This window comes from Nonlabens xiamenensis, from assembly GCF_003865345.1.
GTDB lineage: Bacteria > Bacteroidota > Bacteroidia > Flavobacteriales > Flavobacteriaceae > Nonlabens > Nonlabens xiamenensis.
The window spans coordinates 440,380-452,590 of sequence record NZ_RMVE01000001.1 but is presented as its reverse complement, the minus strand read 5'-3'; the positions used below and the strand labels follow the sequence as shown (position 1 = coordinate 452,590).

Here is a 12,211-nt window from a genome sequence, read left to right as displayed (position 1 = left end):
AGCTTATGAGAAAATATTGTTTACTCCTTTTACTAGCCATTAGTTTGGTAAGTTGTGATGATAGCGGCGTCACCGTACAGGATAGTATAGGCCGTCTCAATGATATCATGGTGGTGATAGAAAATGAGGATTGGGAAGGAGCGTTGGGCGACAGTATAAGAAAGGAATTTGCACGACCTATTTTAGGTATCGTTAGAGAAGAACCACTGTTCACCCTCAATCATGTAAAACCCAGCGCCTTTAAAGGTATTTTGACCAAATCCCGGAATTATCTATGGGTTAAAAAGGATCAGGATACCAGTATGGTCAACGTCAAGAAAAACGCTTATGCCAATCCGCAGATAGGCGTAGTAGTTAGGGGCACTGATGCCCAGGATATAGCAGATTTGATCACTTCAAATGCAGATGACATTATTCAGGTGTTTAATAAAGGAGAGGTTAAACGCAAGCAAAAGCTTATGGAAAGGGTGGCGCTCAATACCGATCGGATTCAGAAAAGTTTTGGGATAGACATTACATTCCCAAGAGCTTATCACTATGGTATCTATAAAGGAGAGATCAAACCTGATTTTTATTGGTTGCGCCGAAGGATTAAGGAAGGTACCATGGACTTTATGATTTATGAGGTTCCTTTTGAACGCATCAAAAGAGATTCCAATACGGTAAAGGATATTATTAAGGTCAGGGACTCCATCAGCGCCGAAAAAATACTGGTAGATGAACCAGGCGTTTTTCAGACCGAACCTATATTTACACCTTATCTTAACGAAAGCCAGATCGATGGCCGATTTGCCTTTGAAACCAAAGGAACCTGGGAGGTGAAAAATAAATTTATGGCTGGACCCTTTGTCAATTATGCGATCTATAACAAGGACAGGAATACTTGGTTGATGATTGAAGGTTATGTCAGCGCCCCCAATTCTGTTCAGCGAGATTATTTATTTGAGATAGAATCTATCCTAAAGAGTGTAGATTTTATCGAATCTAATGACACTGAAGACAAGGCAGATAAAGACTAGGCTGCCTCAAAGATTGGTCATTCTTCCAGCAGAGCTTGAATGGTTTTTGATCAGGTCATCCGCCCAATCGATGGCTTCTCTCAAACCTTCAAATACTTCAAAAGGCTTGTTATAAAAATGACGTTCAAACTGGGCATTGACGGCACCTCCTTTACCACGGGCGATGATACCGATACCGATCAGCTGATTTAAATTTTCGGCTTTTAAGTAAACTACTGGATTAACTGAGTAGCTGAAGGCTCGGTTAGACAGGTAAACAAAGGGGCGATCCTTAAAATATTGTTGGACTACATCCAAAAATAAATTGGTTTCTTCTGGTTTTACTACCTGACCCTCACGTACTTGTTTGATCACATAATTTTCCATGATAAACAGTTCGCAATAGCCCAAATCAAAATGATGGAAGGTATTCATAGGTACAAGGAAATATACTTGGTGGTCAATATAGTCAGAATAAGCTGGGAAGCCTGATGGAAACTGTTAAGACCTGTAAACTTACCTCGACTTTTAATGCACAACCAGCTATCAAATTTAGCAGAGAACGAACTCAATAAATTTTAAGACTTTCACGCCCAATTGACTAGACCCTGTCAAAGATTTGTAGGAGAATAATTACTACGATAAGAATATTTTGACACCAACCTGTGTTGTTCAACGAATTTATTTACATTTTATCCAGTGCTGATTGTAGCAAGGAGACCAGATCACGTTCAGTGCTTTTGCCCTTGTCTTTATTGTACCAGAGCTGTAGCCGCTCTTTAAAGGCTGGTGATAGCCTTCCCTTCAGCTTTTTCTCTGTTTGCACCATCGATGCTGCTGGAGTTGGTCGTGGTCCCCAGGTTCCTAATACTTGATGATCTATACGAGAAACTAAAATAAGCTTGGCTATCGCCCGATTTCCTTCTGTGAGGAATTCATCCATTAATTCTAGATTTTGATCTCTTAAAACGATTTTTAAATCGATTCCTGCGGCGGTAGCTACCTTGTTGATCATTGGGATAGTTTGAGCAGCATCTCCACACCAACTTTCGGTAATGACCAGAAAATATGCTTCTAGATCTAAGTCTTCAAGCAAACTGAGGTGCTCAGGCTTGAGTCGCATGGTTTTGTCCAAGCGTTTCATGCGCTGGTGATTGAGTTGTGTATATTGAGAAAGAGCTTCTGAGATTTCTGCTCCAGTATGGGTTCCTGCCTTTACATGATGCTCTACCAATGATCTGTAATCTTGGTATGTCATGGCTTTTACCAGGGAATTTTGAATGATTTGCTCAGTGTTCATGGTACAAATGTAGGTGAGGTATTGGCGTAAGAAATAGAGTATATAGAATGAATTATGGTGAATTCTTCCCGTATCAAATTAAAAAGGATCACACATCAGGATCAATCAGTTCCAGTGTAGCTTGATAAATACTCTTTTTTTCCATTCGGGCTTTTAAAAAGGCGTAAAAACTGATACTGAAAAGATCTTCTCGCCAGAGATCTTGTTTCATCATTAACTGCTGTATTTTTTGTTGATATGCTGCTTCTCTTAATTGATCTGGTTGCTGGTTATAAGTTACCAATACTTTGACAAAATCCGGAATACGATCTTCAGCAATCGCATGTTCATGTTTTTTTAAAAAGCCTTTAAAGCTCCTCAAACGTGAATCGGTCAAATCCGGTAATCCCAGTTCCATGAAAACCATAATTTCCAACAAGTATTTTTTGATCATCCAGACCACCCCTTCGCGATGGACGTAAAATTGATCTGAGTGATTAAAATCACGCAGTAACCTCCTCGACAGCTGAAAATTTTCTTGCTGGAAATGGAAGGTTACCAGTAACAAGTGAAGTCTTCGATTGCTATGGTGTTCTTGGTCTATCAAAGCGATGGCCTGGAGCGCATTTCCCGTATAATTAAGATGTAACGCCTTCAACACCATCCAAGGTTCCCTATACTGTTTGACAAAACTTTTTCCAAAACTTTCCATAGCGAGTTCCATTTCTTCTAGCAGATTCCCACAGGCGTTGAAATCTCTCACACGCATGAAAGAACCAGCGAGCAGATATAGAATTTCTAGATAGGGTACAGGGTGCTGGTCCGCTACAGTTTTCTTCATCGCGAGCAATTGATTCAATTCCTCTAACCATTTTGCTATAAAGCTAAAATTCGAACTGATTACAGCAGCCTCAGTAATAGTTTCCAGTAATCGGTGCATGGCGGTAAAAGACCAGTTGGGGTTGGGTAGGAGGTGGCTGCGTTCTAAATATTTCTCGATAATTTGAGGGGCTTGTTTAGGACTTGCGGTGAGTTCGCGATTGATCAAAGCACAAACCTTTACCAAGTCAATTTCCAACTGATAATTTTTTTGTGCTTGCTCCATTTGCCAAAGCAGCTGATCTAAATCTTGTTGGGCACCCTGGTCGATGTAGTTGATCTTGGTCTGAAATAGCTGTAGGATCGAGGCATGAGATTCTGTGCCTGTAGCACTATCAATCGTCTTTTGTAAAATTTTATGGCCCAATTTATACTTACCGCGTTGCAGCAGGCGCTGGGCCACTGCCAATTCCCTGGTCAATCTCTGGTCGGGTTGTTTTTCATAGATTTTGGATTCCATAAATTCCATCAAATTCTCCTTTAACCGAGATTGAAGGGCATACAAAGCGCCTGACTTATTGACCCCATACAACTCCTTGGATAAATCTTTTGTTTTACCTGCACGTAACCATTGGAATAACAGGATGTTCTTAACATCATTTCTTTTATTTTTCGCTTTCGCGAAAGCTATAAACGCATCAGCTTCTTCATCCGTTAGTACCTCAATGAGTTGTTTTAATTCGTTCAATTTACCTGTATTTAAACGCTGAAATATAGAGATTTACATTTTATTTCAATAAAATATATCGTGTAATATTGAATAAAATTGGTGAATTGAACTGGTCAGGCTAACCGATGTTTGTATCCTAAATCAATGATCATGGAATCAAAACAAATTCAATTTGAGAAGGAAATTCAACCAACTAAACCATCAAAAGTGTTTGATGGTAGACCTACTTCAGCTTTTATTGGGGCTTCTTGGGTCGCTTTATTAACGGGTATGGTGGCCTATTGCATCGGACTTTGGAATGCAGCCATGGAACTCAATGAAAAAGGCTATTACTTTGCTATCCTACTCCTTGGGCTTTTTGCGGTTATATCTCTACAAAAAGCTGTTCGGGACCGACAAGAAGGTGTGGCGGTCACAGAAATCTATTACGGTATCAGCTGGTTTGTTACCATCGCAGCGATCGTGTTGCTGGTGGTCGGGCTGTGGAATGCTGCTCTAGAGCTGAGTGAAAAAGGTTTTTATGCCATGTCATTTCTTTTGTGTCTGTTTTCAGCGATTGCTGTCCAGAAAAATACAAGGGATCTCAAATTCTTTGACAAGGAAGAGTAATTTATGAAATCTAGCCGTCGATTTTTTACGCTTTGCCTAATTCCAAGCTTATTTTTCATCTGGGTTTGGAGCCAGTCTTTCATCTCATGGCCACGGATCATCGGTGGTGTTATTCACGAATTATTGATCATACCCATGATGATCGCAGCACCGTTATTATTTGGTATTGGTTTATTCAGATATAAAAAGAATGGTCTTGATCGATGGAGCTTAGGTGGCGTCTTCCTCTCTGGTTTGACCACATTGATAGTTATCTCTTTGATTCTATTTTATTAATGCTGTGTCAAGCAAGACTGAACATCTTACCGGGCAGGGGGCGCACCACTCCTTTGAGTTCCATAGACATCAACAGTGAGGCAGTTTTGTGAACAGGAATTTTGATATGTAGAGCTATTAGGTCTAATAATTCGCGATCCCGTTCCAGTAAATAATCATAGATGCGTTGTTCGTCTTTTTCTAAATTGACAAACAATTGTTTTTGGACGACTGTATGTGGTTTCTCCCAGCCCAGGATGTAGGGAATATCTGCGGCCTTGGATAACAAATGGGCCTTGGCTTGCTTGATCAGGTTGTTACAACCGGTGGCATATTTATCAGATACTCGGCCAGGCACAGCAAATACCTCCCTGTGATAATCTGAGGCCAAATCTGCGGTAACCAGCGAGCCGCCTTTTGAATCGCTTTCAATCACGATGGTGGCTTCGCTTAATCCAGCAATAATTCGATTTCTGCCCAGAAAATTTTTTCGGTCAAAGCTATCGGTGTGCCAGTAATCTGTTACAAAACCTCCATTTGCCATTATTTCATTGTTATACTTGGCATGGTTGCGTGGATAGGTCTGGTTGAGTCCGTGAGCCATAACGGCAATCGTTTGTAAACCGTGTTCAATGGCAAGTCGGTGTGCCAGTATATCCGTACCATAGGCATAACCGCTTACAATAATAGGGTTGAGTGGCGCAATTTCCTGAATGAGATGCTCGAGAAAGGCACTGCCATGACTGGTAATTTGCCTGGTACCAACAATACTTAAAACATAGGGATTAGAATGATTAAAATTGCCTTTTTCGAAATAAACGATTGGGCCATCGATACAGTGTTGCAGGCGTGGTGGATAATTCTCCTGGTCATAGATTCGATAATGTATTTGATGTTGCTCTATAAAGGCAATTTCTCGTTCCGCATGCCGTAACAAATCATTTTTATATCTGACAAATTCAGCTTTTTTATCGCCCATTCCTTCAACAGCCGATATATGTCTCATCGGTTGACTGAACACCTCCTTTGCACTACCAAAATGCCGAATCAGCTTTTTGGCCATGATATCACCAATCAAAGGGGCCTTTTTAAGGGCAAGCAAGTAGGCGAGCGTTGATTTATCCATCTTGGCCACCAAATTAATCATATCAGCTACTCATAAAGCTTGCTATTTGCCCGGATTTAAGAATCCAGACCAATAGTCAACAAAAAACAACATGTATATAGTGAATGAAAAACGATTATTTTTGCCCGTCTTGAAGTTTTTGCGATACATATTAATGCCGTTATATCGGATTTGGTTCTATCTATTGATGGGAATTCCCATATTGATCATGTTCCCAATTTTATTGATCCTGACCATATCCGAATCTACTTACCACTTATTTTTTAAGGTGGCGAGAATCTGGGCGGCCATCATCATTTATGGTATGGGATTCTGGCCGCGCATCGTCAGGGAAGAAAAGATGCAAAAGATCCAAAGTTATATGCTTGTGGCTAATCATACGAGTATGACTGACATCATGATGATGCTATTGATCTCCAAGAATCCATTTGTATTTGTTGGAAAAAAAGAACTGGCAAAGATTCCAATATTTGGGTTTTTCTACAAGCGTACCTGTATTCTAGTGGACCGTGGCAATCCCAGAAGTCGTAAAGAAGTTTTTGATCGTGCTAGACAACGTCTTAAGGATGGCGTCGGGATTTGCATCTTTCCGGAAGGAGGTGTTCCTGAAGACCCGTCACTAACATTAGATGGATTTAAGGACGGTGCTTTTCGCCTGGCTATTGAACATGGTTTACCATTGCTACCGGTGACCTTATATGACAATAAAAAGCGTTTTCCATTTGCTTTCTATAAAGGGAGTCCTGGCTTGATGCGCGCTAAGACACACGCCATTATACCCACGGAGGATATGGATTTGGCCAATGACAAGGTGCGCTTTCGCGAAAGCGTAAGGGACATTATTCTCAAGGAACTTCAAGCAGACCAACAATAGAAAAGCCGCTCCATGGCACAGGAACGGCTTCTCGTCATCATTGCAAATAATTGAGTTATTTAACCAACCTCAATATTCTTCTTTTTCAATACAATCTGCAGGCGTACAATGATAGCCAGCAAACTAAAAGTTAAAAATCACACCGCTCTGGACTCCTACACTGTAAGGCCTAAACTCAGCGGAATTATTTTTTAAGGTGTTCAATTGGTATTTGAAGGTAGGCTCCAAAAAGGCGCCTAATTTTTTACTAAATCTATATCCCAATCCCAATCCGATATTGGCACTTTGGTTGAAATCATTGAAATTAGCATCTGGACCTAGTTCCAATTGTCGGTCTGCATTCTGAACTAACACATTATTATCGGTCAAGAAAAGAGCACTGAAGCCTCCTAATAGGTTTAATTGCAAAGGCTTTGCTCCATCAAGTAAATTGTAACTAATTTCCAGGGGCACTTCTATATAGCCTAATTGTTGGGACAGCTCACCTTCAAATCCTGAAAAATCGGTTGGACTTAATATCTCAGTAGCCGCAAATCCAGTTGCAAACGATTCGGCACTAGTAATATCAGCACCTGCATTAGTGATGCTGCTTGGCGTAAAACTAGATGAGATATCTGGTGAAACGCCTCTTGCTGCCAAGTTATTGGGCGAGTACTTTATGCCTTGCGTAGTATAACTCATGTTGATCTTATTCACCCCTGTGCGCACAGTTAATCTAGTACTCAAATGATAGGCCAGACCAAGACCGTAACTGATACTAACGCCGGTAGTGGTTTGATTATCCCTGACCTGGGTATTGACACCGCTACCGCTCAAGCTATTGGAAAAAACAGGTGCCATCTGAGTAGAAACCGCCCAGCCAGATTTGAAGGCGTTGGTTTCTAGACTATCCGTTGACGCCTCCTTTTTGGCGATATCTTCTAAACTGGAGGGCATTTTTTTAGACAGATCGGATTCAGCCATGGAAGATAGGGTGTCTATAGAAGCTGGATTATCGACGGCAGGGACTTTGGAGTGAAGACCCTGAGTTAAAATCTTAGAATGTGCTCTATTTTTCTCACCGTTATTTCCCTGAGCAATGCCATTCAGAGAATTTATTGCTGGGTCTTGCTTTTCTGCGCCAACGATTGTTAAATCCTCAACAGATTTCTTTTTGGTAGAGGAGTTTTGTACGAGGGCCTCTACAGGTCGTAATGATTGATGATCCTTGGAGGGTTGTGCCGTTCTTTTTTGGAGAGCTGGTTCAAGGCTGCTTGGTACAGCTTGGTTAAGCGTAGCCTCGTTCTGCACGCCAGTATAATTATCGTCTAGGCCAGATGTTTGTCCTACTTGTTGGACATTTTGACTGTCTTTAGTATGATCAACTATGCGATTGGTAGAAGAGGAATCATGATCAATCTCTGTCGCAGTCTGAGGAGAATCAGTCTCTTGAACTTCCTCGTTCACTATGGCACTGGACTCGTTCAGGTTTTTCAAAGCAGGTAAGCCCATGAATATGGCGGTAACGAGTACAGCTATAGCCGCTGCAATCCCACCCCATTTCCACCAAAAGGGAATCAGGTCTCTCTTTTTCTCATCATTCAAGGCTTTCTCTATTCCCTCCCATGTACCAGGGGGAGGAGACATTTCAAAATCCTTGAAACGCTCTTGAAATAAACGGTCTATGTGCTTTTTATCACTCATAATTAGATGGCATCGGACTGATCTGAAATCCGCCATTGCCTGATCATTTTCTGTAAACTTTGCCTGGCCCTTGCCAGATTTGATTTAGAGGTACCTGTACTGATTTCTAACATTTCTGCAATGTCTTGATGACTATACCCATCAAGCTCATACAAGCTAAAAACCAATCTATATCGATCTGGTAAGTCTTGGATCATCTCCAGTAATCTATCCAAACTGATATCAGTAGTATCATCTACTTCAACTGCTTCATCTTCCAATTGCTCTTCTGGATCCAATTGATAAACTTTAGCTCCACGATACCGCTGTAGGGCAGTATTGATAGTAATTCTTTTCATCCATCCCTCAAAAGAGCCTTTGTTTTCAAATTGATGAATCTTTTTAAAGATGGTGATGAATGAATCTTGTAGGATGTCCTGCGCTTCTTGGTAATTGGGGGCATACTTTACACAACTCGCAAACAACTTGGAGGCGTATAGATTGTACAGCTCTTGTTGTGCCTTGCGATGGCCCTGCTGACAAGAATAAACAAGCTCTTTTTGGCCCACATTAATTTTCTATCATTCTTCTACTATTACCGTGTACTCCAGATATTCAGGCTCCTGATCCTGATTAAACCCACTAAAAAACCTAAATACATAAGAACCATTACTGGCTACCAAAAACCTCAAGTCGCGAGTTTCATTGATGTCAGTGGGTCCACAATCCGCTTCCGGAGTGGCTACCACAACGCCTATGGAACGTTGATTTAACTCTGATTCCACAGTAAAACCTTCAAAAGCCTGACATTCATTCCTATTAAAAGTCACCGGAATATCATAAGTCTGTCCAAAAGTGAAAGTCGCGGGCATTTCCACGCTCTCCACTGGTACTACTTCAAAATTAATATTAACGGTATCTCCATTATCTAGTGAGCAGGATGCCAGAAACAAGCCACAAATAAGGCCGATCCATATAAATTTAACCTTCATTTAAATTACCCATTTTAACCATAGATGCATTAATTTCAAAATGGTTGCGTTAAAATACGTAGATATTAAAAAACCGCTCCATTGAGAAGCGGTTAGTATGGTGAGACCTCTGTTATAATTCAGTCTTGGGCTGTTTTGATGGCCTCCATAATTTTAGTTTCCAGTTCCTCGACCAGCTCCGGATTATCTGCCAAAATTGTCTTCACGGCATCACGGCCTTGTCCGAGTTTAGTGTCCTCATAAGAGAACCAGGAACCTGCTTTCTTAATGATTTCGTAGTTGACTCCCAGGTCGATAATTTCTCCTAATTTAGAGACCCCTTCACCATACATAATGTCAAATTCGGCGGTTCTAAAAGGTGGAGCCACTTTATTCTTAACCACTTTTACTCTGGTTTTGTTACCTAGAACTCCGCCACTGCTGTCTTTGATTTGCGTGGATCTTCTGATATCCAAACGTACGGAAGCGTAAAATTTCAATGCGTTTCCACCAGTAGTTGTTTCTGGGTTTCCGAACATTACACCAATTTTTTCTCGTAATTGGTTAATGAATATCACGGTACAGTTAGTTTTAGAGATTGTTCCGGTCAATTTCCTTAGCGCCTGAGACATCAAACGGGCGTGTAATCCCATTTTACTATCACCCATTTCTCCTTCGATCTCACTTTTTGGCGTCAGTGCAGCAACAGAATCCACAACAATGATATCAATGGCTCCTGAACGAATTAGATTATCGGCAATTTCGAGGGCCTGTTCGCCATGATCTGGTTGAGAAATGATGAGGTTATCCAGGTCAATCCCCAGTTTTTCAGCATAAAATCTATCAAAAGCATGTTCGGCATCAATAAATGCGGCAATACCGCCTGCTTTTTGACATTCGGCAATGGCATGAAGGGTCAAGGTCGTTTTACCTGAAGATTCTGGCCCGTAGATTTCGATGACCCGTCCACGTGGGTAACCACCTACGCCTAACGCGCTGTTCAGCGCCAAGGAACCAGTTGAAATAGCCTCTACATCCACTACTTGTTGGTCCCCCATCTTCATCACTGTTCCTTTGCCGTAAGCCTTATCCAGCTTATCCAGGGTAAGTTTCAGTGCTTTTAATTTTGCTTCCTTTTCTTTATCGTCTGCCATTGTAAAAATTTTAGGTAAAAATACATCCTGGCTGCTCCTTTCACAACATCAAACAGTGCAGGTTATCAACGATTCATGAATTTACGGATATAGGTTTATTCTACCATAAATTTCATAGTTGTCTGACGATACTCCTGTTTGACTTTTATAAAGAATAGTCCTGAGGATAAGTCTGTCATTTTTTGAAATATTTGTCCGTCGATCGCCTGACGCACATCACATTGTACGATCTGTCCTAAAGTGTTATCAATTCCAAATTGTATTTCAGAAACGGGTTGTTCCCTAAAATTACAATACAATAGATCAGCATCCACTGGGTTCGGGTAGACTCCAATCGTAGAGGTGAATTCATCAGATACTCCTGCCGTACTACCGATGTCTATTAGCCCCACTTGGAAGTCCTCATTTACGGTTTTATTGCTACCAAAAAACAGTCTGGGAGTCAGGTGTAGAATCGTCAATAGCTGCGCCTTACACATGCGGCTTCATTTGAAATCGTTCCCTAGAAGGTTTTCATTTTTTGTAATTATTGATCAAAATCATCATATCACCGATCATTTGTCGTTTTAACTTACAAAAAGATCCAAAACGATAATTCTCTGTACCTTTGCATCGATTTTCAACACCAAATTGTTTATAGCATGCAACTGTATAACAAACTAAGTGCTGAAGAGAGACGACAATTGATCAGGGACGCCGGAAAACATCGGTTGACCATTTCTTTCTATCAGTATCATCAGATCGGTAATCCACAGTTATTCAGGGATTACTTATTTATACATTGGGATCCCATGGAGGTTTTGGGACGTATTTATGTCGCCCATGAAGGGATCAACGCCCAACTCTCCGTTCCAGGTGATCGCTTTGATGAATTCAAAGAATTTCTCGACAGTATTGTTTTTCTTGAAGGGGTACGACTTAATATCGCTCGCGAACAAGACAATGAGAGTTTCCTTAAACTCAAGGTAAAAGTTCGTCCCAAAATCGTGGCTGATGGTCTGGATGATCAAACCTTTGATGTGACCAATAAAGGCAAGCATGTTACCGCTCGGGAATTCAACGACTTGATTGAAGACCCCAACACCGTTCTGGTGGATATGCGCAACCACTATGAAACCGAAATCGGCCATTTTAAAAATGCCTGGACGCCTGATGTGGATACCTTTAGAGAAAGTCTCCCCATCATCGAAAAGGAGATCGCCGAACATAAGAAAGATAAAAAGCTAGTAATGTACTGTACCGGCGGCATTCGTTGTGAAAAGGCCAGTGCTTATTATAAGCATAAAGGTTTTGAGGACGTTTATCAGCTGGAAGGCGGTATTATCGAATACCATAGACAAGTCACCGAACAAGGACTGGAAAACAAATTCCGCGGTAAGAATTTTGTTTTTGACCAGCGTCTGGCCGAGAAAATAGGTGATGAGGTCATTTCCAATTGCCACCAATGTGGTAAGCCCTGCGACACGCATACCAATTGTGCCAACGACGCCTGCCACCTCCTGTTTATCCAATGCGAGGAGTGCAAGGCTCATTTTGAAAATTGTTGTAGCCAGGAATGTACTGATATCATTCAACTGCCGTTGGAAGAACAAAAAGCCCTCAGAGCTGGGCATTACAACAGCAATAATATTTTTAAAAAGGGAAGATCAGAAAAATTAGTCTTCAAGAAACACGAGTAATATCAGTGGGAAAAGACCCCGATAATTAATGCAGATAAGACGCTAGTTAATACCG

13 protein-coding genes are annotated in these 12,211 nt (G+C 41.1%); 4 read left to right on the top strand and 9 right to left on the bottom strand.

The genetic code is table 11. The features are described from left to right. Positions 1–5 precede the first annotated feature (5 nt). Positions 6–1,019 (top strand): DUF4837 family protein, encoded by a 1,014-nt coding sequence (locus tag EGM47_RS02135; RefSeq protein ID WP_124979116.1) that lies wholly within the window; start codon positions 6–8, stop codon positions 1,017–1,019. A 6-nt stretch (positions 1,020–1,025) separates the two neighbouring features. Here the strand turns inward: EGM47_RS02135 and EGM47_RS02130 are convergent, their stop codons facing one another. The 3 genes from EGM47_RS02130 to EGM47_RS02120 form a co-directional block, all read right to left on the bottom strand. Continuing rightward, positions 1,026–1,433, bottom strand: a complete 408-nt coding sequence (locus EGM47_RS02130) for a hypothetical protein (protein ID WP_124979115.1) — start codon at positions 1,431–1,433, stop codon at positions 1,026–1,028. Between the two features lie 250 nt (positions 1,434–1,683). Continuing rightward, entirely contained in the window at positions 1,684–2,298 is a 615-nt protein-coding gene (locus EGM47_RS02125) for a thioredoxin family protein (RefSeq protein WP_124979114.1), read from the bottom strand. A gap of 88 nt (positions 2,299–2,386) precedes the next feature. Continuing rightward, the gene (locus EGM47_RS02120; protein ID WP_124979113.1) at positions 2,387–3,844 is read right to left on the bottom strand and encodes a hypothetical protein; all 1,458 of its coding nucleotides are present in this window, start codon (positions 3,842–3,844) and stop codon (positions 2,387–2,389) included. Positions 3,845–3,976: 132 nt separating this feature from the next. Between EGM47_RS02120 and yiaA the strand changes: the two genes are divergently transcribed. Further along, positions 3,977–4,435 carry an inner membrane protein YiaA gene (gene yiaA, locus EGM47_RS02115; protein WP_124979112.1) on the top strand — a complete coding sequence of 153 codons (459 nt, stop codon included), beginning with the start codon at positions 3,977–3,979 and terminating at the stop codon, positions 4,433–4,435. Positions 4,436–4,718: 283 nt separating this feature from the next. Here yiaA and dprA read toward each other — a convergent pair whose 3' ends face one another. Then, positions 4,719–5,816: a DNA-processing protein DprA gene (gene dprA / locus EGM47_RS02110; protein WP_124979111.1), complete on the bottom strand. Its 1,098-nt coding sequence runs from the start codon at positions 5,814–5,816 to the stop codon at positions 4,719–4,721. Positions 5,817–5,970: 154 nt separating this feature from the next. On the opposite strand from dprA, the gene EGM47_RS02105 reads away from it, so the two are divergent. After that, positions 5,971–6,690, top strand: coding sequence for a lysophospholipid acyltransferase family protein (locus EGM47_RS02105; RefSeq protein ID WP_240642098.1), 720 nt, complete (start codon positions 5,971–5,973; stop codon positions 6,688–6,690). A 123-nt stretch (positions 6,691–6,813) separates the two neighbouring features. Here the strand turns inward: EGM47_RS02105 and EGM47_RS02100 are convergent, their stop codons facing one another. The 5 genes from EGM47_RS02100 to EGM47_RS02080 form a co-directional block, all read right to left on the bottom strand. Then, positions 6,814–8,373, bottom strand: coding sequence for a porin family protein (locus tag EGM47_RS02100; protein ID WP_124979110.1), 1,560 nt, complete (start codon positions 8,371–8,373; stop codon positions 6,814–6,816). Between the two features lie 2 nt (positions 8,374–8,375). Continuing rightward, positions 8,376–8,921 (bottom strand): RNA polymerase sigma factor, encoded by a 546-nt coding sequence (locus EGM47_RS02095; protein WP_124979109.1) that lies wholly within the window; start codon positions 8,919–8,921, stop codon positions 8,376–8,378. A 12-nt stretch (positions 8,922–8,933) separates the two neighbouring features. Then, positions 8,934–9,344 carry a hypothetical protein gene (locus EGM47_RS02090; RefSeq protein WP_124979108.1) on the bottom strand — a complete coding sequence of 137 codons (411 nt, stop codon included), beginning with the start codon at positions 9,342–9,344 and terminating at the stop codon, positions 8,934–8,936. A gap of 119 nt (positions 9,345–9,463) precedes the next feature. After that, positions 9,464–10,477: a recombinase RecA gene (recA, locus tag EGM47_RS02085; RefSeq protein WP_124979107.1), complete on the bottom strand. Its 1,014-nt coding sequence runs from the start codon at positions 10,475–10,477 to the stop codon at positions 9,464–9,466. A 95-nt stretch (positions 10,478–10,572) separates the two neighbouring features. Next, entirely contained in the window at positions 10,573–10,956 is a 384-nt protein-coding gene (locus EGM47_RS02080; RefSeq protein ID WP_124979106.1) for a T9SS type A sorting domain-containing protein, read from the bottom strand. Between the two features lie 162 nt (positions 10,957–11,118). On the opposite strand from EGM47_RS02080, the gene trhO reads away from it, so the two are divergent. Beyond that, a complete protein-coding gene (trhO, locus tag EGM47_RS02075) occupies positions 11,119–12,156 on the top strand; it encodes an oxygen-dependent tRNA uridine(34) hydroxylase TrhO (RefSeq protein WP_124979105.1) in 1,038 nt (345 codons plus the stop codon). Positions 12,157–12,211: the final 55 nt, after the last annotated feature.

Excerpts from the sequence above, each read along its gene's own strand:
- trhO (WP_124979105.1), top strand. The coding sequence starts at position 11,119 with ATGCAACTGTATAACAAACTAAGTGCTGAAGAGAGACGACAATTGATC.
- EGM47_RS02130 (WP_124979115.1), bottom strand. The coding sequence starts at position 1,433 with ATGAATACCTTCCATCATTTTGATTTGGGCTATTGCGAACTGTTTATC.
- EGM47_RS02135 (WP_124979116.1), top strand. The coding sequence starts at position 6 with ATGAGAAAATATTGTTTACTCCTTTTACTAGCCATTAGTTTGGTAAGT.
- EGM47_RS02090 (WP_124979108.1), bottom strand. The coding sequence starts at position 9,344 with ATGAAGGTTAAATTTATATGGATCGGCCTTATTTGTGGCTTGTTTCTG.
- EGM47_RS02105 (WP_240642098.1), top strand. The coding sequence starts at position 5,971 with ATGCCGTTATATCGGATTTGGTTCTATCTATTGATGGGAATTCCCATA.
- recA (WP_124979107.1), bottom strand. The coding sequence starts at position 10,477 with ATGGCAGACGATAAAGAAAAGGAAGCAAAATTAAAAGCACTGAAACTT.
- EGM47_RS02125 (WP_124979114.1), bottom strand. The coding sequence starts at position 2,298 with ATGAACACTGAGCAAATCATTCAAAATTCCCTGGTAAAAGCCATGACA.
- dprA (WP_124979111.1), bottom strand. The coding sequence starts at position 5,816 with ATGGATAAATCAACGCTCGCCTACTTGCTTGCCCTTAAAAAGGCCCCT.
- yiaA (WP_124979112.1), top strand. The coding sequence starts at position 3,977 with ATGGAATCAAAACAAATTCAATTTGAGAAGGAAATTCAACCAACTAAA.
- EGM47_RS02080 (WP_124979106.1), bottom strand. The coding sequence starts at position 10,956 with ATGTGTAAGGCGCAGCTATTGACGATTCTACACCTGACTCCCAGACTG.
- EGM47_RS02100 (WP_124979110.1), bottom strand. The coding sequence starts at position 8,373 with ATGAGTGATAAAAAGCACATAGACCGTTTATTTCAAGAGCGTTTCAAG.